Source organism: Streptomyces sp. NPDC020299 (assembly GCF_044387825.1).
Lineage (GTDB): Bacteria > Actinomycetota > Actinomycetes > Streptomycetales > Streptomycetaceae > Streptomyces.
Map to the genome: position 1 here is coordinate 692,538 of NZ_JBIRWL010000001.1, position 18,520 is coordinate 711,057.

The window sequence follows — 18,520 nt, forward strand, 5'->3', positions numbered from 1 at the left end:
TCCGGTAGCCCCGAGGTCCGGTCCAGAAATACTGAAGCCGCCTTCGAGCACCCTCCGCCAGGGTTGTCCGCAGGCCCGCCTGACGGCGCGTCCGCTCACATGTGCGGGCACGTCCAGCAGGCGGACGCCTGCTACGGAGCCACCCCCTCACGCCGGTAGGGTGGCCGGGATCCAGCCGGACAGCGTGGTCCGGTCCCCGGCCCACGTCTAGAAGGTATTCGGGCTATGCGCATTGGTGTCCTCACGTCCGGCGGCGACTGCCCCGGCCTGAACGCCGTCATCCGGTCCGTCGTGCACCGTGCCGTCGCCGACCACGGCGACGAGGTCATCGGATTCCGGGACGGCTGGAAGGGCCTCCTGGAGTGCGACTACCTCAAGCTCGACCTCGACGCCGTGGGCGGCATCCTGGCGCGCGGCGGCACCATCCTCGGCTCCTCCCGGGTCCGCCCGGAGCATCTGAGGGACGGTGTGGCGCGGGCCAAGGAGTACGTCGACGAGCTCGGTCTCGACGCGATCATCCCGATCGGCGGTGAGGGCACGCTGAAGGCGGCCCGCCTGCTGTCGGACAGCGGTCTGCCCATCGTGGGTGTGCCGAAGACCATCGACAACGACATCGCCGTCACGGATGTCACCTTCGGCTTCGACACGGCCGTGGGCGTCGCCACCGAGGCCCTGGACCGGCTGAAGACCACCGCCGAGTCCCACCAGCGGGTGCTGATCGTGGAGGTCATGGGCCGCCACACCGGCTGGATCGCGCTGCACTCGGGCATGGCGGCCGGCGCCCACGCCATCGTCGTACCGGAGCGGCCCTTCGACATCGACGAGCTGACCCGGAAGGTCGGCGAGCGGTTCGAGGCGGGCAAGCGGTTCGCGATCGTGGTGGCGGCCGAGGGTGCCAAGCCGCAGGCCGGTTCCATGGAGTTCGACGAGGGCGGCAAGGACATCTACGGCCACGAGCGCTTCGCGGGGATCGCCCGGCAGCTCTCCGTCGAGCTGGAGCAGCGGCTCGGCAAGGAGGCGCGGCCGGTCATCCTCGGGCACGTGCAGCGCGGTGGCACGCCGACCGCGTACGACAGGGTGCTGGCCACGCGTTTCGGCTGGCACGCGGTGGAGGCGGTGCACCGTGGGGAGTTCGGCAGGATGACCGCGCTGCGCGGTACGGACATCGTGATGGTGTCGCTGGCCGAGGCCGTGCAGACGCTGAAGACCGTGCCTTCACAGCGGTACGACGAGGCGGAGTGCGTGCTCTGACGTCCCGGTCCGAGCGGACCTGACTGCCCCCGGTCGCGGACGTGACCGGGGGCGGTTCTACTCTTGGGGGCGGACAGACGCGTACAACCCCCACGAATCAGGAGCCGGCGGATGGATCACAGCGGCCACGGCATGGTCATGGATCTGCCGCCGTTCACGCTGGGGCGGGGTCTTCAGTGGTCGGCGGACCCGTTCTTCCTCGTGGCCTGCCTGGTGGGGCTCGGGCTGTACGGGTGGGGCGTCGTACGGCTGCGGCGGCGCGGTGACGCGTGGCCGGTCGGCCGGACGGTGTCGTACGTGGTCGGTGTGCTGACCATCGGGCTGATGATGTGCACCAGGCTGAACGACTACGGCATGGTCATGTTCAGCGTGCACATGGTGCAGCACATGGTGATCAGCATGCTGTCGCCGATCCTGGTCCTGCTGGGCGCCCCGGTCACCCTGGCGCTGCGCGCGCTGCCGGTCGCGGGCAAGGGCCGCAAGGGTCCGCGCGAGCTGCTGCTGATGCTGCTGCACAGCCGGTACATGCGGGTGATCACGCATCCCGTGTTCACGATCCCGCTGTTCATCGCGAGCCTGTACGCGCTGTACTTCACGCCGATCTTCGACTTCCTGATGGGCTCGAAGACGGGGCACGTCGCGATGATGGTGCACTTCCTCGCGGTGGGCGTGGTGTTCTTCTGGCCGATCATCGGCGTGGACCCCGGACCGTACCGGCCCGGGTACCTGATGCGGATGCTGGAGCTGTTCGCGGGCATGCCGTTCCACGCGTTCTTCGGGATCGCGCTGATGATGGCCTCGACGCCGATGGTGGAGACGTTCCGGAACCCGCCCGCCTCGCTCGGCATCGACGCGCTCTCCGACCAGAACGCGGCCGGCGGGATCGCCTGGGCGTTCAGCGAGATCCCGTCCGTGCTGGTGCTGATCGCGCTGCTGTTCCAGTGGTACGGCTCGGAGCAGCGGCAGGCCAGGCGCAAGGACCGGGCCGCCGACCGGGACGGGGACCAGGAGCTGGAGGCGTACAACGCCTACCTCGCCTCACTGAACGCACGCGAGAGCTGAGTCACCGGTATGCCGTAGCCGGTCCGTTCGGGGCACCATGGGGGCACGGACCCTGAGGAGGCTGGTGCGATGCCCGGTTCCACGAACGGTTCCACGAAGGCCATGGGGGTGCTCACCGTCGGCGGGCTCGTCGTGGTGACGGCCTACACGGTGGCGCTCGGCAGCAACGGCTGGCTGTGGTTCGGCTGGGTCGTGCTGGGGCTGCTCACGCTGGCGATGATCGTGACGCAGAGCCCCTGAGCCTTCTGAGCTCGGCGGTTCTCAGTGCACCCCCGGCTGGTACTTCGGCAGCCGTGCGGTGATCTTCATGCCCGCGCCGACCGCGGTCTCGATGACGAGGCCGTGGTCGTCGCCGTAGACCTGGCGGAGCCGGTCGTCGACGTTGGACAGGCCGATGCCACCGGAGGGACCGACCTCGCCGGACAGGATGCGGCGCAGCAGGCCCGGGTCCATGCCGACGCCGTCGTCCTCGATGACGACCAGCGCCTCGGCGCCCGCGTCCTGCGCGGTGATCTGGATGTGGCAGGCGTCGGCCTTGCCCTCCAGCCCGTGCTTGACGGCGTTCTCCACGAGGGGCTGCAGGCACAGGAAGGGCAGGGTGACCGGCAGCACCTCGGGGGCGATCTGGAGGGTGACGGAGAGGCGGTCGCCGAAGCGGGCCCGGACCAGCGCCAGGTAGTGGTCGATGGCGTGCAGTTCGTCGGCGAGGGTGGTGAAGTCGCCGTGCCTGCGGAACGAGTAGCGGGTGAAGTCGGCGAACTCCAGCAGTAGTTCGCGGGCCCGTTCCGGGTCGGTGCGCACGAACGAGGCGATCACCGCGAGCGAGTTGAAGATGAAGTGCGGGGATATCTGGGCGCGCAGGGCCTTGATCTCTGCCTCGATGAGCCGGGTCCGGGACCGGTCGAGGTCCGCGAGCTCCAATTGGACGCTCACCCAGCGGGCGACCTCGCCGGCCGCCCGGACCAGGACCGCGGACTCGCGCGGGGCGCAGGCGACGAGCGCGCCGTGCACCCGGTCGTCGACGGTGAGGGGCGCCACGACGGCCCAGCGGACGGGACAGTCGGGGGTGGCGCAGGTGAGCCGGAAGGCCTCGCCGCGCCCGGTCTCCAGCGGCCCCGCCAGCCGTCCCATGACCTCGGCGCGGTGGTGGCCGCCCACTCCGTCCCAGACCAGTACCTCCTCGAGGTCGGTGAGGCACAGCGCGTCCGTACCGAGCAGCGTGCGCAGGCCGCGCACCGACTTGCGGGCGGTCTCCCCGCTGAGCCCGGCCCGCAGCGGGGGCGCGGCGAGCGAGGCGGTGTGCAGGGTCTGGAAGGTGGCGTGCTCGACGGGCGTCCCGAGATCCCCGAGCGTCCCGGGCCGGACGGTACGCCGCCCGAGCCAGAAGCCGCCCGCCAGCAGCGGCAGCACGGCAACACAGAGCCCCGCCAGGAACCCGCTCACGCCGTCACCTCCGCCGGCCGGAACCCGCACGGCACCCGGCCCCGACCGGCCGAACCGGCCCCGACGCGGGCCAGACGAGCAGGCCATGCGGCGCACCCGCGCCGGGGCCCACCAGGAACCCCCTCACGCCGTCACCTCGGCCCGCAACTCCTCGGGCAGGTGGAAGCGCGCGAGGATCGCCGCCGTGCCGGGGGGTACCCGGGTCGGGGTGGCCAGGGACACCAGGATCATGGTGAGGAAGCCGAGCGGCACCGACCACAGGGCGGGCCAGGCGAGCAGGGCGTGCAGTGATCCGGTGCCGGGGAAGTCCGCCATGGTCGCGGCGACGGCGAGGAACGCCGAGCCGCCGCCCACCAGCATGCCCGCCGCCGCGCCGGGCGGGGTCAGCCGCCGCCACCAGATGCCGAGGACGAGCAGCGGGCAGAAGGAGGACGCCGACACCGCGAAGGCCAGCCCCACCGCGTCCGCCACCGGCAGCCCGCCCACCAGCATGCTCGCCGCCAGCGGCACGGCCATGGCGAGCACCGTGCCCAGCCGGAAGTGCCGTACCCCGCGTGAGGGCAGCACGTCCTGGGTGAGCACCCCGGCGACCGCCATGGTCAGCCCCGAGGCCGTGGACAGGAACGCGGCGAAGGCACCGCCCGCGACCAGCGCGCCCAGCAGGTCGCCGCCGACACCGCCGATCATGCGGCCGGGCAGCAGCAGGACCGCGGCGTCCGCGTCGCCGCCGAGGGTGAGCTCGGGGGCGTACAGGCGGCCGAGGGCGCCGTAGACCGGCGGCAGCAGGTAGAAGCCGCCGATCAGGGCGAGGACGGCGACCGTGGTGCGGCGGGCGGCGCCCCCGTGCGGGCTGGTGTAGAAGCGGACGACGACGTGCGGCAGGCCCATGGTGCCGAGGAAGGTGGCCAGGATCAGCCCGTACGTGGCGTACAGCGGGCGTTCCTCGCGGCTCGCCGCCAGCGAGGTGGACATGCCGCCGTTGCTGCCCCGGTCGGCGGCGGGCACGGGTGTGCCCCGGGCGAAGGTCAGGCGGGTGCCGCCCTCGACGCGGTGGGTGCCCGTGGGCAGGCGGAGCCGGGTGTGGTCGTGGGGGCGGCCGTCGACCGTGCCGCTGACGGTGACCGTGAGCGGTTTGTCGAGCCGGAGGTCGACGGTGTCGTCCACGCGCACGGTGCGCTGCTCGCGGAAGGCGGCCGGTTCCGCGAAGGCGGGTCTCGGGCCGCCGTCGGCCTGCCAGGCGAGGACGAGGAAGAGGGCGGGGACGAGGAGGGCGGTGAGCTTGAGCCAGTACTGGAAGGCCTGCACGAAGGTGATGCTGCGCATGCCTCCCGCGGCGACGGTCGCCACCACGACCACGGCCACGATGACCCCGCCGAGCGGATCGGGAGCCCCGGTGAGCACCGCCAACGTCAGCCCGGCGCCCTGGAGTTGCGGTAACAGGTACAGCCAGCCGACGCCGACCACGAAGGCCCCGGCCAGCCGCCGCACACCCTGTGAGGCGAGCCGGGCCTCGGCGAAGTCCGGCAGGGTGTAGGCGCCGGAGCGGCGCAGCGGGGCGGCGACGAAGAGGAGCAGGACGAGGTAGCCGGCCGTGTAGCCGACCGGGTACCAGAGCATGTCCGGGCCCTGGACGAGGACCAGCCCCGCGATGCCGAGGAAGGAGGCGGCGGAGAGGTACTCGCCGCTGATCGCGGCGGCGTTGAGGCGGGGCCCGACGGCGCGGGAGGCGACGTAGAAGTCGGAGGTGGTGCGGGAGACGCGCAGGCCGAAGGCGCCGACGAGGACGGTGGTCACGACGACGAGGGCGACGGCGGGCACCGCGTAACCCGAGTTCACCGGTCTTCCACCAGGCGTACGAAGTCCCGCTCGTTGCGTTCGGCGCGGCGCACGTACCAGCGGGCGAGCAGGATCAGCGGCGCGTACAGGCAGAAGCCGAGCACCGCCCAGGCGAGCCGGCGGGCGTCGGGGGCGGCCGCGAAGACCAGTGGGAGCGGGCCGACGAGCAGGACCAGGACCGCGAATCCGGTGAGGCCGGCGCGCAGTTGGGTGCGCATCAGGGAGCGGACGTAGGTGTGGCCGAGGGTGGTGAGCTCGTCGATCTCGGTGCGCGGCCGGTAGTAACCGGAGGCCCTGCCGGTGCGGCGGGGCGGTCCGGTGACGGTGACACGGCGTTCGGTGGGCTCCACTGCGCCTGTCTACCCCGTGGTCCGGCGCATCAAAAGGTCCCGCAGCTCGCGGGCGTGCCGCCGGCTCACCTGGAGTTCCTCACCGCCGACCAGGACGCACACGGTGCCGGCGTCCAGACGGAGCTCGCCGATGTGGCGCAGGGCGACGAGGTGGCGGCGGTGGATGCGGACGAAGCCGCGGGCACGCCAGCGTTCCTCAAGGGTGGACAGCGGGATGCGGACGAGGTGGCTGCCGCGGTCGGTGTGCAGCCGGGCGTAGTCGCCGTGCGCCTCGACGTGGGTGATGTCGTCGACGGCGAGGAAGCGGGTCACGCCGCCGCGTTCGACGGGTATCTGGTCGGGGTCGGGTTCGTGCACGGGGATCGGCGGGACCGTGCCGCGCAGTTCGGCGGCCCGGCGGACGGCCTCGGCCAGGCGTTCCTTGCGGACGGGTTTGAGTACGTAGTCGACCGCCTTGAGGTCGAACGCGCTGACGGCGAAGTCCTCGTGGGCGGTGACGAAGACGACCAGCGGCGGCCGGGCGAACCCGGTCAGCAACCGGGCCATCTCCAGGCCGTCGAGGCCGGGCATCTGGATGTCGAGGAAGACCACGTCGATGGCGTCGGGCCCGGCCGGCCCGGACTCCAGGGCCCGGGTGATGCGGCGCAGCGCCCCGGTGGCGTCCCCGGCTCCCTCGGCGCTGCCGATGCGCGGGTCGGCGTTGAGCAGATAGAGGAGTTCCTCGAGCGAGGGGCGTTCGTCGTCGACGGCGAGGGCGCGCAGCATGTACGTGGAGTGTAGGGGTGATCCGCATGCCTGGACATGTGCCGGGCGTGGACGTTCCCGCTGGATACAGTGCCGACATGAACAGCAGGACCGCCCCGTTCGACGAGCTCGACCGGAAGATCGTCACCGCGCTCATGGCGAACGCCAGGACCAGCTTCGCCGAGATCGGTTCGGCGATCGGGCTGTCGGCCACCGCGGTGAAACGGCGCGTGGACCGGCTGCGGGACACGGGTGTGATCACGGGGTTCACGGCCACCGTGAAGCCGTCGGCGCTGGGCTGGCGCACGGAGGCGTACGTGGAGGTGTACTGCGAGGGGGCGGCGCCCCCGAGGCGCCTGGCGGAGGTGGTCCGCAACCATCCGGAGATCACGGCCGCCATGACCGTGACGGGCGGCGCGGACGCGCTGCTGCACGTGCGGGCGCGGGACGTGGAGCACTTCGAGGAGGTGCTGGAGCGGATCCGCACGGAACCGTTCATCCGGAAGACGATCAGCGTGCTGGTGCTGTCCCACCTTCTCCCGGAAAGCCCGGAAGCGGGAGCGACCATCGTGGCACCGGAATGATCCCGGTCATGCGCATCACTCCTGCGTATCGAGCCGGAAGGACGCAACAATCCTGCTCGGACACGCAGTCTTTCTTTCTTGTCGTCCGTCTTCCTCCCTTCCTACCGTGGGAGTCACCCCTCAGTGACACGCAGGAAACCGGAGGAAACCCTCTGTGTCCGAAAGCCGTGTGCAGCGCCCTCGGCGCTTTCTCGTCTGTGAACCCAGACATTTCGCGGTGCGGTACGCGATCAACCCCTGGATGCATCCCGACCGGCCGGTCGACGTGGATCTCGCCCGGGAGCAGTGGCAGGGGCTGATCCGTGCCTACCGCGCCCACGGGCACACCGTCGAGTCCGTCGAGCCGGTCCCGGGCCTGCCCGACATGGTCTTCTCCGCGAACGCGGCGTTCGTGGTCGGCGGCCGGGTCTTCGGTTCCCTCTTCCACGCGCCCGAGCGGCGCCCCGAGTCGACCCACTACGACACCTGGTTCAAGGCGGCGGGCTACGACGTGCACCGACCCGAGTCGGTGTCCGAGGGCGAGGGAGACCTGGTGTGGACGGGCCGGTACGTGCTCGCCGGCACCGGGTTCCGCACCACCCGCGAGGCGCACCGGGAGGCGCAGGAGTTCCTCGGGCACCCGGTGATCGGCCTGACCCTGGTGGACCCGTACTTCTACCACCTGGACACGGCGCTGTTCGTACTGGACGACGACAACATCTGCTACTACCCGGAGGCGTTCTCGGCGGGCAGCCGGGAGGTGCTGCGGCGGCTGTACCCGGACGCGGTGCTCGCCACCCGTCAGGACGCGATGGCGTTCGGCCTGAACTGCGTGTCCGACGGCCGGAACGTCTTCATCGCGCCCCGCGCCGAAGCCCTCGCCGAACGCCTCTCGGGCCACGGCTATGTCCCCGTCCCCGTCGACCTGTCGGAGTTCCACAAGGCCGGCGGTGGCATCAAGTGCTGCACCCAGGAGATCCGCTGATGACCGCACCCGCGCGCACGCGTACGTCCGCCGACCTGATCCGCGCGGAGGAGCCCGTCCTCGCGCACAACTACCACCCGCTGCCCGTGGTGGTGGCACGGGCCGAGGGCACCTGGGTTCAGGACGTGGAGGGCAACCGCTACCTCGACATGCTCGCCGGCTACTCGGCGCTGAACTTCGGTCACCGCCATCCCGCGCTGATCGAGGCCGCGCACCGCCAGCTGGACCAGCTGACCCTCACCTCCCGGGCCTTCCACAACGACCGGCTCGCCGGGTTCGCGGAGCGGCTCGCGGAGCTGACCGGCCAGGACATGGTGCTGCCGATGAACACCGGCGCCGAGGCGGTGGAGAGCGGCATCAAGGTGGCCCGGAAGTGGGCGTACGAGGTGAAGGGCGTCCCCGCCGACCGGGCGACGATCGTGGTCGCGGCGGAGAACTTCCACGGCCGTACGACGACGATCGTGGGCTTCTCCACCGACGAGACGGCCCGGGCGGGCTTCGGCCCCTTCGCGCCGGGCTTCCGGATCGTCCCGTACGGCGACCTGGCCGCACTGGAGGAGGCCGTCGACGAGACGACGGCGGCGGTGCTGATCGAGCCGATCCAGGGCGAGGCCGGGGTCGTCATCCCGGGCGAGGGCTATCTGACCGGTGTCCGTGAGCTGACCCGCCGCAAGGGCTGCCTGTTCATCGCGGACGAGATCCAGTCGGGCCTCGGCCGCACCGGCCGCACCCTCGCGGTCGAGCACGAGGGCGTCGTCCCGGACCTGCTGCTGCTCGGCAAGGCGCTGGGCGGGGGGATCGTGCCGGTGTCGGCCGTGGTGGGCCGGCGCGAGGTGCTGGGCGTGCTGCGGCCGGGCGAGCACGGCTCCACCTTCGGCGGCAACCCACTCGCGGCGGCCGTCGGCACGGCCGTGGTCGAGTTGCTCGAGACGGGCGAGTTCCAGCGCCGGGCGACGGAGCTGGGTGTCGTGCTGCGCGACGGGCTGGCCGATCTGGTCGGCCGGGGCGTGGTCGGCTTCCGCTCGCGCGGGCTGTGGGCGGGCGTCGACGTCGACCCCGAGATCGGCACCGGCCGTGAGGTCAGCGAGCGCCTCATGCGGGAGGGGGTCCTGGTCAAGGACACCCACGGCTCCACGATCCGGCTGGCCCCGCCGCTGACCATCACGGCCGAGGAACTGCGATCCGCGCTGGGCGCGTTGGAGCGGGTGCTCGTCCGGGAGAGCTGAGTTCGCGTTTCGCGGCAGGTGCAATCCGCCCGGGGCTGAATTCCGTATCAGTTCACAGGAGACAACCTCCGGACAACCTGATGGGCGGAACACCTGGGGTCACGATGCACTATCCGCACGCAGCCGAAATCACTTTCACGGGGTTGGGGGTGTGCTGCGCCGTCGGCAACACGGTGCTGCACACGGCCCTCGTACCCGACCACCTCGAGGAGATGTTCTACATCGGGGTCCTGTTCGCGGTGGGGAGCACCGTCATGCTCGCGGTGGCGGTGGCACTGGTCGTCATGAAGCGCCCCCTGGTCGCCTGGCTGACCGGGACTCTCGTCAGCCTCGGCATGATCGTCGGGTTTGTGCTGTCGCGCACGGTCGGCCTGCCGGCCGGCTACTACGAGCCCGGCTGGGAGGCCCCGTACGGTCCGGCCTCCCTGCTCGTCGAGGGACTCTTCGTCGTGGCGTTCCTCGCCTGGCTCGGCGACCGGGTGGCCCAGGGCGAGGCACCGGAACTGCCGTACAGGTCCCACCGTGAAGCGGTCTCGGCCGGGGCCGACTTCTCACCACGCTGACCGAGGAGGTCGGGCCATGGCTGTGACAATCAGCCGGAGCGGAGCGGTGGCGGGGGTGTGCGCGATGGCGCTGGCCGCTGTGCTCACGGCGTGCGGGAACTCGGGGTCGGGCGGCGGGGGAACCGGGGCGCCGGCCACCCCGTCGCAGGCGGGCAAGCCGGCGGGTACGACGGTGACCGTGCGGTTGACCGAGTACCGGCTGGCGCTGTCGTCGAAGACGTTCAAGGCCGGTGACTACACCTTCGTCGCCGAGAACGACGGGCACATCGTGCACTCGCTGGAGATCGAGGGGCCGGGCGGCGAGATGCGGCTGTCCCATGGTCTCCAGCCGGGCCAGTCGGCGCAGCTCAAGGTCATGCTGAAGAAGGGCTCCTACGAGCTGTACTGCCCGGTGGACGGGCACAAGGGGCTCGGAATGAAGACGGACATCACGGTCGGTGGCGGTACCACCGGTGGAGGGAGCGGCTCCTCGGGCGGCTCTCCGGGCGGCTCCTCCTACTGACCGGCCTGACCGCCCGTCAGGATGCCGGAACGGGATTGGCCGCATACGGCCGGGCCCCGTTCCGCGCACCTGTGTCGCCACCTACACTGACACCCCACAACGCGCCGGTTGACCTGCTGGAACGCGGCGGTTGAGCCGATCCGCCAGAGTGAGGAGCGACCCGTTGTTCTACCGCCTGCTCAAGTACGTGCTGTTGGGGCCGTTACTGCGACTGGTCTTCCGGCCCCGCATCGAAGGCCTCGAGCACGTGCCGTCCTCCGGAGCGGCGATCGTCGCCGGCAACCATCTGTCCTTCGCGGACCACTTCCTGATGCCGGCCATCCTCAAGCGGCGCATCACCTTCCTCGCCAAGGCCGAGTACTTCACCGGACCGGGCCTCAAGGGCCGCCTGACCGCGTTCTTCTTCCGCAGCGCGGGCCAGATCCCGGTCGACCGCTCGGGCAAGGACGCGGGTCAGGCCGCGATCCGCGAGGGCCTCGGCGTGCTCCGCAAGGGGGAACTGCTCGGCATCTATCCCGAGGGCACCCGCTCGCACGACGGCCGCCTCTACAAGGGCAAGGTCGGCGTCGCGGTGATGGCGCTGAAGGCCGGGGTGCCGGTGATCCCCTGCGCGATGATCGGCACCTTCGAGGCACAGCCGCCGGGCCGGGTCGTCCCGCACGTCCACCCCATCACCATCCGCTTCGGCACACCCCTCGACTTCTCCCGCTACCAGGGAATGGAGGACGAGAAGGCCATCCTGCGGGCGGCCACCGACGAGCTCATGTACGCCATCCTGTCACTGTCCGAACAGGAGTACGTCGACCAGTACGCGGCCGTCGTCAAGGCGGAACAGGCCGCGGCCCGCGCGGAGAAGGAACGCCGCTTCCCGCGGCTGCCGCTGAGCTGACATCGGACGACCGAGGGGCGGCCGGAGATCCGGCCGCCCCTCGTCGCCGTGGCGGGTGCGGTGCTGTTACGGCTTGGGCGTGGCGTGCGGGGCGCAGGTGACGTCCGCGGTGTCCAGCTTGCCGGTGAGCAGGTAGGCGTCCACCCGGTCGTTGATACACGGGTTGACCAGACCGGTCACGCCGTGCGAACCCGCGTCCTTCTCGGTGATCAGTCGGGAGCCCTTGAAGCTCTTGTGCAGTTCGACGGCTCCCGCGTACGGGGTGGCGGCGTCACGCGTGGACTGCACGATGAGAACGGGCGGCAGGCCCTTGTGGGTCTTGACGTGCACCGGGCTCTGCTGCTTGACCGGCCAGGTGGCGCACGGCAGGTTCATCCACGCGTTGGCCCAGGTCATGAACGGGTAGTCCTTGTTGAGCCGCGTGTTGTCGCGGTCCCACTTCCGCCAGCTGGTGGGCCACTTGGCGTCGGCGCACTCGACGGCCGTGTAGACGGCGTTGCTGTTCTCCGAGGTGATGTTGCCCGCGGTGTCGGACAGGTCCGGAGCGGCGGCGTCGACGAGCGCCTGGGTGTCACCCGCGAAGTACTTGCCGAAGACCGTCGCCGTCGGCACCCACGAGGAGTCGTAGTAGGGGGCGTTCTGGAAGAACGAGATCAGCTCGGCCGGCCCGACGACCCCGCCGATGGGGTTCTTCTTGGCGGTGGCGCGCAACTGGAGCCACTTGGCCTGGACGGCGGCGCGGGTGGTGCCCAGGTGGAAGCTGGCGTCGTTGGCGGCGACCCAGTCCTCCCAGTCCTTCCAGCGGCCCTCGAAGGCGACGTCCTGCTCCAGGTTGGCCTGGTACCAGATGTTCTGGCGGGACGGGTTGACCACGCTGTCGACGATCATCCGACGGACGTGGCCAGGGAAGAGCGTGCCGTAGACGGCGCCGAGGTAGGTGCCGTACGAGACACCGAGGTAGTTGAGCTTCTTCTCGCCGAGCGCGGCACGGATGACGTCCAGGTCGCGGGCGGTGTTCGGCGTGGTCATGTACGGCAGCATGCCGCCGCTGCGGTCGTAGCAGCCGTCGGCGTACTCGCGGGCCAGCTTGCGCTGGGCCGTCTTGTCGGCCTCGGTGTCCGGCACCGGGTCGGCCTTGGGCGCCTTGACGAACTCCTGCGGGTCTATGCAGGAGATGGGTGCCGAGTGGCCGACGCCGCGCGGGTCGAAGCCCACGAAGTCGTACGCCTTGGCGGTGTTGGCCCACAGAGCGCTCTTGGTGGTGACCCGGCGCGGGAAGCGCATGCCGGAGCCGCCCGGACCGCCGGGGTTGTAGACGAGCGCGCCCTGGCGCTCCTCCTTCGTGCCCGTGTTGCCGATGCGGTCGACGGCGAGCTTGATCTGCTTGCCGTCCGGCTCGGCGTAGTTCACCGGTACGGTGACCCAGCCGCACTGGATCGGCTTCTCGAACCCCCAGTCGGCGGGGCAGTCCTGCCAGTCGATCCCGGCCTTGGCGGCCCGGTCCGCGGCGATCGCGGCACCACGGCCCTCACGGTCCTGGCCGTTCTGCTCGGCCGCGCCGGCCGCGGGCGCCGAGACGGCGCCGGCCAGCAGGGTCGCCGTGACGAGCGCTCCGGCCGAACCGAGCGCCAGGACACGCTTCTTCGGTTTGATGTCCCTCAAGAGGGCCCCTCCCCGTACATAGCTGCGAATGGTCACGGGGATCCTCGCGGCTGTGAGCCGTCTGAGAACAGAGGTTGTTGACCTTCTTTGCCAATCCGATAACCGGATGATCACGTCCCGTTAGCGGAACACGCCTCGTCCAGCACCCGCCGCAGCCGCAGAGCGTCGGCCGCGACGGCGGTCACCAGTACGGCGGGCCCGGCGAGCGGCGCCACGACGGCCCCCTCCCCCAGCATCCGCGCCGCCACCGGCTCTCGCGCGAACTCGGGCCGTGCTACGACGAGTTGTCCGACAGCACGGTGTCCCGCCAGCACGGCGGGCCCGTCCCAGCCTCCCGGGGCGCCGGGCCCGCAGGCCAGTTCCTGGTCGAGCACGGTCCGTCCGGCGATCCGCACCGTGAGACGGCTGGTGAGCCGTCCGGGTTCCTCCCCGGCCCGCCCCAGCACCTGCTCCTCGCGCAGCACGAGCCGGGCCCCGGCGGCGAGGTCGACGCGGGTGGTGACATACAGGTCACTGCCCCGCGCGGAGATCAACTGCTCGGGCAGCCACCGTAGTTCTCCCCCTTCGGCCACCCGGAGCCGGACGTCGTACCGGGCCTCCCCCTTCCCCTGCCCCGGCAGCGCGATGGTCGCCGCGGCGGACCCGACGTGCAGCCGGGCGCCCTCCCCCACCTCCGCCTCCACAGCGAACCGGTCGCCCCCGAGCGGCCCGCTCATCGCGCCGACGAGCATGACCCGCGCCTCGCCCCCGCTCGCCCGGGTACGGCGCAGCGCCAGCGGCCCCTCACCCTCCAGCACCGGCAGCGCCGTACCGCCCCGCCCGTCCTCCCGGGCGACGATCCGAGCGGTCGCCCGCACCCTCATGCCACCCACGCGGACAGCCGCCCACGCACCCATTCAGCCACATCCCGCACGCCCGCCGCGCTCCTGAGCGACTGGAACACCACCGGCAACTCGGCCCGCTGCGCCTTCGCGTCGGCGGCCATCCGCGCCAGGTCGGAGCCCACGTACGGCGCGAGGTCGGTCTTGTTCACCACCAGCAGATCGGCGGTGGTGACCCCCGGACCACCCTTGCGCGGAATGTCGTCACCCCCGGCGACATCGATGACGAAGATCTGCGCGTCCACGAGCCCCCGCGAGAAGGTCGCGGTCAGATTGTCCCCACCCGACTCCACCAGAATCAGGTCCAGCGGCCCCACCTCCTCCTCCAGATCCTCGACCGCTTCGAGGTTGGCGGAGATGTCGTCCCGGATCGCGGTATGCGGACACGCACCGGTCTCCACGGCCGCGATCCGCTCCGGCGGCAACACCGCCTCCCTGAGCAGGAACTCGGCGTCCTCCCGGGTGTAGATGTCATTCGTGACGACAGCCAACGACAACTCGTCGCGCAGCTCCCGGCACAACGCGGCGACAGTGGCGGTCTTCCCGGACCCGACGGGCCCCCCGAGCCCGATCCGCAACGCCCGACGAGCACCGTCGGGACGGCGGGCGTCGGCGCTGAGGGCGGGGGTGGCGTGAGTGCGGGTGTGATCAAGATGCATAGAAACAACTCCATCAGTCAGCCCGTCTGGGGGTCCCCCCTCTGGGGGAGTTGGAGGACGAGGCCGTTCAGGCCGAACGGGGGTCCAGGGGCGGAGCCCCCTGGCGGGGTCGAAGGGGCGGAGCCCCTGGAGGACGGGAAGGGTAGGGGCGGCGGGGGCGCCCCCCTACGAAGCGAACAGCCGCACGGGCCACCCCGCATGCCACTCCGCCCCCACCTCCAACAACGGCGCCGACCCCGCAGGCAACACATCCACCCCCTCCCCGACCACCCGCCGAGCCGCCTCCACCGCCCGGTCCGCGACACGGTCCACCTCCGGCGCCAGCCGAGCCAGCACCCCCGTCGCATCGAACGGATCCAGACTCAGCAACCGCACCGCCGCCGAAGCCGGCCCGCTCACACTCTCGTACGCCGCGCAGTACGCCGCATCCAAGCCCCCCAGCCCAGCCACCCGCGCCACCACCCCCACCACCACCGGCTGATGGACCCCCTTGGGAAACTCCCGCGCCAGCGCATCCAGCTCCCCGGCCGGCCAGGCCACCCGCGCGGCCCGCATCATCTGCCGCCCCAGCCGCCGCGCGGCCCCCCGCAAGGCGGGCGACGGAGTCCGCGCGTCCGCCGCCGCATCCAGCGCGACGGGATCCACCCCGAGTGCCGCGGCAGCGGCAAGCGCACCCGCCACCAGCCCCGCGGTGTGCAGCCGCCCCCGGCAGAACTCCTCCAGGCTCGCGGCCCCGTCGATCCGCCCGGCCTTGACGGCCGCCTCGGCCCCGCCGGAGTGCGCGTGCCCCCCGGCGGGAAACCGGCCGTCGGCCAGGACGAGAAGCGCTGCCCTGGACATCAGAAGAGGAAGTAACGCTGGGCCATGGGCAGTTCGGCGGCCGGCGTCGCCTCGACCAGCTCCCCGTCGATGCGCACGGCGAAGCTGTCGGGGTCGACCTCGACACGAGGCCGCGCGTCGTTCTCCTTCATGTCCGCCTTCGTCACCCCCCGCGTCGACTCGATGGCGACGAAGCGCTTCCCCAGGTGCAGCCGCTCCGGCAGCCCGTCCTCGACGGCGAGCGGGGCCACGAAGTTGAACGAGTTGGCGGCGGGCGCCCGCCCGATCGCCCCGTACATCGGCCGCGGGAGCACCGGCTGCGGCGTCGGGATGGACGCGTTCGCGTCGCCCATCTGCGCGTACACGATCTGGCCGCCCTTGAGGACGAGTTGCGGCTTGACCCCGAAGAAGGCGGGTTCCCACAGCACCAGGTCGGCGAGCTTCCCGGTCTCCACGGAGCCGATCTCCCGAGCCAGCCCCTGGGCGAGCGCCGGGTTGATCGTGTACTTGGCGACGTACCGCCGCACCCGCCGGTTGTCGGCCCGCCCGTCGCCGGGCAGCGCGCCCCGCCGGCGCTTCATCACATGGGCGGTCTGCCAGGTCCGCAGGACGACCTCACCCACCCGCCCCATGGCCTGGGAGTCGGAGGAGATGATCGAGATCGCGCCCAGGTCGTGCAGTATGTCCTCGGCGCCGATCGTCGACGGCCGGATCCGGGACTCGGCGAAGGCCAGGTCCTCGGGGACGGCGGGGTTGAGGTGGTGGCACACCATCAGCATGTCGAGGTGTTCCTCGGCGGTGTTGACGGTGAACGGCCGCGTCGGGTTGGTGGAGCTGGGCAGCACGTGGGGCTCGGAGACCACGGTCATGATGTCGGGGGCGTGCCCGCCGCCGGCGCCCTCGGTGTGGTAAGCGTGGATGCCGCGTCCGGCGATCGCGGCGAGGGTGTCGCCGACGAAGCCGGCCTCGTTGAGGGTGTCGGTGTGGATGGCGACCTGGATGCCGGTGCGGTCGGCGACGGTCAGCGAGGCATCGATGACGGCCGGGGTGGAGCCCCAGTCCTCGTGCAGCTTCAGGCCCAGCGCGCCGCCGCGGATCTGCGACAGCATCGCCTCGTGCGAGACGGTGTTGCCCTTGCCGAGGAAGCCGATGTTGAGCGGGTAGGCCTCCATCGCCTCCAGCATCCGGGCCAGGTGCCAGGGGCCGGGGGTGACGGTGGTGGCCTTGGAGCCCTCGGCCGGGCCGGTGCCGCCGCCGACCAGCGTGGTGATGCCGGCGGAGAGGGCCTCGTCGGCGATCTGCGGGCAGATGAAGTGGACGTGCGCGTCGATGGCGCCGGCGGTGAGGATGCGCCCGTTGCCCGCGATGACCTCCGTCTCAGGGCCGAGCACCAGGTCCGGGTGGACGCCGTCCATCGTGTCGGGGTTGCCGGCTTTGCCGATCCCGGTGATCCGGCCGTCGCGGATGCCGACGTCGGCCTTGACGATCCCCCAGTGGTCGACGATGACGGCACCGGTGACGACGGTGTCGGGGGTGCCTTCCGCGCGGGTGGCGCGCGACTGGCCCATGGACTCGCGGATGACCTTGCCGCCGCCGAAGACCGCCTCGTCACCGGCGAGTCCCGGGCCGCCTGAGCGGTCCTCCTCGATCTCGATCAGCAGGTCGGTGTCGGCGAGCCGGATCCGGTCACCGGTGGTCGGGCCGAACAGGTCCGCGTAGGCGGCGCGGGAGATCTCAGGCATCCAGGGCACCTCCGGTCTCCCCGCGCAGGCCGGGCACGATCCGGGCGCCGCCGAGCGGGACGAGTTCGACGTCGACGGGGATACCGGGCTCGAAGCGCACGGCGGTGCCGGCGGCGACGTTCAGGCGCTTGCCCCGCGCCGCGGCACGGTCGAACTCCAGTCCCGGGTTGGCCTCGGCGAAGTGGTAGTGGGAGCCGACCTGGACCGGCCGGTCGGCGGCGTTGAGGACGGTGATCCGGGTGACCTCGCGGCCCTCGTTGAATACGACCGGGCCGTCGGCGAACAGGATCTCTCCGGGAATCATCGACGGCCCCTGTCAGACGATCGGGTCGTGGACGGTGACGAGCTTGGTGCCGTCCGGGAAGGTGGCCTCGACCTGGACGTCGTGGATCATCTCGGGGACGCCTTCCATGACGTCGTCCCGGGTGAGCAGCTTGCGCCCGGAGGACATGAGTTCGGCGACGGTACGGCCGTCACGCGCACCTTCGAGGAGGTGCGAGGTGATGAGGGCCACCGCCTCGGGGTGGTTGAGCCTGAGTCCACGGGCCCGCCGCTTCTCGGCCACGTCCGCCGCGACGTGGATCAGCAGCCTCTCCTGCTCGTGCGGGGTCAGTTGCACGTCCCACCTCACCGTCCTCGCTCCGGACCGTGCGGGGTCCGGTTGCCGCGGCCACGGGCCGAAGTCCCTGCTGGCGTGGATGGGCAGGCTAGTGCGAGCGGGTTTCGGTGACGTTAACCGAGTCGTGATCAGTCAGGGCCGCGACCCCAGTCGTCACCCGGTTCCTCCGGCGGGCGGAGCCGTCGCGGCCGGGGCCGCGGACACGATGGGGGCGCTCAACCCCCTCTCCGGCGCCTCCTCGGGCCCCCGAGACGCCGCCGGGGCCGGTCGGGACGATCGGTCACGGCGCGCCGACCGCGCCCCGCTAGGAGCGCTCGTGCCCCCGGTGTTCCGCCGCGATGCCGAAGCGCCGGCGTTCGCCGGGGGCGGACGTGGCCTCGTGGACGCGGGAGAGGGAGCTGATCACCTGCTCCTCCTCCGGCTGGTCGAGGGCGTCCAGTCGCTCCAGGTCGGCGGCGGAGACGAGGGCGACCAAGGGCTTGCCGTGCCGGGTCACGACGACGCGTTCGCCGCCGTACACCACGCGGTTGATCAGGTCGGCGAGTTCAGCCCTGGCTTGCGTCACCGGAATCTCGTAGGCCATACCCCTAGCTTACGGGGCATCCGTGGAGTCCATCAGTTCCACTGGGCGCAAGGAAAGACCAGGTCAGCCGCCTCTCGGCTGCCGCCTCTCATAAAGTCCGTGAGATATGTGTGAGAGGCGGCAGCCGTCTGTCAGCCCTAC

The 18,520-nt window shown here is 71.4% G+C and carries 21 protein-coding genes; 9 read left to right on the top strand and 12 right to left on the bottom strand.

Features of this window, described 5'->3' with window-relative positions:
• The first annotated feature begins 225 nt into the window (after nt 1–225).
• From ACH45E_RS03235 to ACH45E_RS03245, 3 genes are all read left to right on the top strand, one after another.
• Nucleotides 226–1,251 carry a 6-phosphofructokinase gene (locus tag ACH45E_RS03235; RefSeq protein WP_361435726.1) on the top strand — a complete coding sequence of 342 codons (1,026 nt, stop codon included), beginning with the start codon at nt 226–228 and terminating at the stop codon, nt 1,249–1,251.
• A 111-nt stretch (nt 1,252–1,362) separates the two neighbouring features.
• Nucleotides 1,363–2,313 carry a cytochrome c oxidase assembly protein gene (locus ACH45E_RS03240; protein WP_361435724.1) on the top strand — a complete coding sequence of 317 codons (951 nt, stop codon included), beginning with the start codon at nt 1,363–1,365 and terminating at the stop codon, nt 2,311–2,313.
• 69 nt (nt 2,314–2,382) lie between these two features.
• On the top strand, nt 2,383–2,553 hold the full coding sequence (locus ACH45E_RS03245) for a hypothetical protein (protein WP_361435722.1): 171 nt from the start codon (nt 2,383–2,385) through the stop codon (nt 2,551–2,553).
• A 21-nt stretch (nt 2,554–2,574) separates the two neighbouring features.
• Here the strand turns inward: ACH45E_RS03245 and ACH45E_RS03250 are convergent, their stop codons facing one another.
• The 4 genes from ACH45E_RS03250 to ACH45E_RS03265 all read right to left on the bottom strand — a co-directional run bounded on the left by ACH45E_RS03250 (nt 2,575) and on the right by ACH45E_RS03265 (nt 6,707).
• Nucleotides 2,575–3,756 carry a histidine kinase gene (locus tag ACH45E_RS03250; protein WP_361435720.1) on the bottom strand — a complete coding sequence of 394 codons (1,182 nt, stop codon included), beginning with the start codon at nt 3,754–3,756 and terminating at the stop codon, nt 2,575–2,577.
• A gap of 123 nt (nt 3,757–3,879) precedes the next feature.
• Nucleotides 3,880–5,592: a cation acetate symporter gene (locus ACH45E_RS03255; RefSeq protein WP_361435718.1), complete on the bottom strand. Its 1,713-nt coding sequence runs from the start codon at nt 5,590–5,592 to the stop codon at nt 3,880–3,882.
• Nucleotides 5,589–5,942, bottom strand: a complete 354-nt coding sequence (locus ACH45E_RS03260; RefSeq protein ID WP_361435716.1) for a hypothetical protein — start codon at nt 5,940–5,942, stop codon at nt 5,589–5,591. Before ACH45E_RS03260 ends, ACH45E_RS03255 begins: the two co-directional genes overlap by 4 nt.
• A 9-nt stretch (nt 5,943–5,951) precedes the next feature.
• Nucleotides 5,952–6,707 (bottom strand): LytTR family DNA-binding domain-containing protein, encoded by a 756-nt coding sequence (locus ACH45E_RS03265; protein ID WP_361435713.1) that lies wholly within the window; start codon nt 6,705–6,707, stop codon nt 5,952–5,954.
• 77 nt (nt 6,708–6,784) lie between these two features.
• On the opposite strand from ACH45E_RS03265, the gene ACH45E_RS03270 reads away from it, so the two are divergent.
• From ACH45E_RS03270 to ACH45E_RS03295, 6 genes are all read left to right on the top strand, one after another.
• The gene (locus ACH45E_RS03270) at nt 6,785–7,270 is read left to right on the top strand and encodes an Lrp/AsnC family transcriptional regulator (protein WP_361435710.1); all 486 of its coding nucleotides are present in this window, start codon (nt 6,785–6,787) and stop codon (nt 7,268–7,270) included.
• A gap of 154 nt (nt 7,271–7,424) precedes the next feature.
• Complete coding sequence (gene ddaH, locus ACH45E_RS03275; RefSeq protein ID WP_361435707.1) at nt 7,425–8,234, top strand: dimethylargininase; 810 nt, start codon at nt 7,425–7,427, stop codon at nt 8,232–8,234.
• Nucleotides 8,234–9,460 (top strand): ornithine--oxo-acid transaminase, encoded by a 1,227-nt coding sequence (gene rocD / locus ACH45E_RS03280; protein ID WP_361435704.1) that lies wholly within the window; start codon nt 8,234–8,236, stop codon nt 9,458–9,460. Before ddaH ends, rocD begins: the two co-directional genes overlap by 1 nt.
• A gap of 104 nt (nt 9,461–9,564) precedes the next feature.
• A complete protein-coding gene (locus ACH45E_RS03285) occupies nt 9,565–10,023 on the top strand; it encodes a hypothetical protein (protein ID WP_361435701.1) in 459 nt (152 codons plus the stop codon).
• 16 nt (nt 10,024–10,039) lie between these two features.
• Nucleotides 10,040–10,525, top strand: coding sequence for a copper-binding protein (locus tag ACH45E_RS03290; protein ID WP_361435698.1), 486 nt, complete (start codon nt 10,040–10,042; stop codon nt 10,523–10,525).
• A 163-nt stretch (nt 10,526–10,688) separates the two neighbouring features.
• Complete coding sequence (locus ACH45E_RS03295) at nt 10,689–11,414, top strand: lysophospholipid acyltransferase family protein (protein WP_361435695.1); 726 nt, start codon at nt 10,689–10,691, stop codon at nt 11,412–11,414.
• Nucleotides 11,415–11,480: 66 nt separating this feature from the next.
• Here the strand turns inward: ACH45E_RS03295 and ACH45E_RS03300 are convergent, their stop codons facing one another.
• The 8 genes from ACH45E_RS03300 to ACH45E_RS03335 form a co-directional block, all read right to left on the bottom strand.
• Complete coding sequence (locus tag ACH45E_RS03300) at nt 11,481–13,076, bottom strand: alpha/beta hydrolase (RefSeq protein ID WP_361435692.1); 1,596 nt, start codon at nt 13,074–13,076, stop codon at nt 11,481–11,483.
• A gap of 110 nt (nt 13,077–13,186) precedes the next feature.
• Nucleotides 13,187–13,939 (bottom strand): urease accessory protein UreD, encoded by a 753-nt coding sequence (locus tag ACH45E_RS03305; protein ID WP_399039857.1) that lies wholly within the window; start codon nt 13,937–13,939, stop codon nt 13,187–13,189.
• Nucleotides 13,936–14,616 (bottom strand): urease accessory protein UreG, encoded by a 681-nt coding sequence (ureG, locus tag ACH45E_RS03310; RefSeq protein ID WP_361435686.1) that lies wholly within the window; start codon nt 14,614–14,616, stop codon nt 13,936–13,938. Before ureG ends, ACH45E_RS03305 begins: the two co-directional genes overlap by 4 nt.
• A 165-nt stretch (nt 14,617–14,781) precedes the next feature.
• Nucleotides 14,782–15,456, bottom strand: coding sequence for an urease accessory UreF family protein (locus ACH45E_RS03315; RefSeq protein ID WP_361435683.1), 675 nt, complete (start codon nt 15,454–15,456; stop codon nt 14,782–14,784).
• Complete coding sequence (locus ACH45E_RS03320) at nt 15,456–17,177, bottom strand: urease subunit alpha (RefSeq protein ID WP_361435680.1); 1,722 nt, start codon at nt 17,175–17,177, stop codon at nt 15,456–15,458. The genes ACH45E_RS03315 and ACH45E_RS03320 overlap by 1 nt, the downstream gene beginning before the upstream one ends.
• Nucleotides 17,170–17,481 carry an urease subunit beta gene (locus ACH45E_RS03325; protein WP_361435677.1) on the bottom strand — a complete coding sequence of 104 codons (312 nt, stop codon included), beginning with the start codon at nt 17,479–17,481 and terminating at the stop codon, nt 17,170–17,172. Before ACH45E_RS03325 ends, ACH45E_RS03320 begins: the two co-directional genes overlap by 8 nt.
• Nucleotides 17,482–17,493: 12 nt before the next feature.
• Nucleotides 17,494–17,796, bottom strand: coding sequence for an urease subunit gamma (locus ACH45E_RS03330; protein ID WP_361435674.1), 303 nt, complete (start codon nt 17,794–17,796; stop codon nt 17,494–17,496).
• 304 nt (nt 17,797–18,100) lie between these two features.
• Nucleotides 18,101–18,379 carry a type II toxin-antitoxin system Phd/YefM family antitoxin gene (locus ACH45E_RS03335; RefSeq protein WP_361435671.1) on the bottom strand — a complete coding sequence of 93 codons (279 nt, stop codon included), beginning with the start codon at nt 18,377–18,379 and terminating at the stop codon, nt 18,101–18,103.
• Nucleotides 18,380–18,520: the final 141 nt, after the last annotated feature.

What these genes read in the sequence shown, in the direction of transcription:
- ACH45E_RS03235 (WP_361435726.1), top strand. Translation starts at nt 226, where the DNA reads ATGCGCATTGGTGTCCTCACGTCCGGCGGCGACTGCCCCGGCCTGAAC.
- ACH45E_RS03240 (WP_361435724.1), top strand. Translation starts at nt 1,363, where the DNA reads ATGGATCACAGCGGCCACGGCATGGTCATGGATCTGCCGCCGTTCACG.
- ACH45E_RS03245 (WP_361435722.1), top strand. Translation starts at nt 2,383, where the DNA reads ATGCCCGGTTCCACGAACGGTTCCACGAAGGCCATGGGGGTGCTCACC.
- ACH45E_RS03265 (WP_361435713.1), bottom strand. Translation starts at nt 6,707, where the DNA reads ATGCTGCGCGCCCTCGCCGTCGACGACGAACGCCCCTCGCTCGAGGAA.
- ACH45E_RS03270 (WP_361435710.1), top strand. Translation starts at nt 6,785, where the DNA reads ATGAACAGCAGGACCGCCCCGTTCGACGAGCTCGACCGGAAGATCGTC.
- rocD (WP_361435704.1), top strand. Translation starts at nt 8,234, where the DNA reads ATGACCGCACCCGCGCGCACGCGTACGTCCGCCGACCTGATCCGCGCG.
- ACH45E_RS03285 (WP_361435701.1), top strand. Translation starts at nt 9,565, where the DNA reads ATGCACTATCCGCACGCAGCCGAAATCACTTTCACGGGGTTGGGGGTG.
- ACH45E_RS03290 (WP_361435698.1), top strand. Translation starts at nt 10,040, where the DNA reads ATGGCTGTGACAATCAGCCGGAGCGGAGCGGTGGCGGGGGTGTGCGCG.
- ACH45E_RS03305 (WP_399039857.1), bottom strand. Translation starts at nt 13,939, where the DNA reads ATGAGGGTGCGGGCGACCGCTCGGATCGTCGCCCGGGAGGACGGGCGG.
- ureG (WP_361435686.1), bottom strand. Translation starts at nt 14,616, where the DNA reads ATGCATCTTGATCACACCCGCACTCACGCCACCCCCGCCCTCAGCGCC.
- ACH45E_RS03315 (WP_361435683.1), bottom strand. Translation starts at nt 15,456, where the DNA reads ATGTCCAGGGCAGCGCTTCTCGTCCTGGCCGACGGCCGGTTTCCCGCC.
- ACH45E_RS03320 (WP_361435680.1), bottom strand. Translation starts at nt 17,177, where the DNA reads ATGCCTGAGATCTCCCGCGCCGCCTACGCGGACCTGTTCGGCCCGACC.
- ACH45E_RS03325 (WP_361435677.1), bottom strand. Translation starts at nt 17,481, where the DNA reads ATGATTCCCGGAGAGATCCTGTTCGCCGACGGCCCGGTCGTATTCAAC.
- ACH45E_RS03335 (WP_361435671.1), bottom strand. Translation starts at nt 18,379, where the DNA reads ATGGCCTACGAGATTCCGGTGACGCAAGCCAGGGCTGAACTCGCCGAC.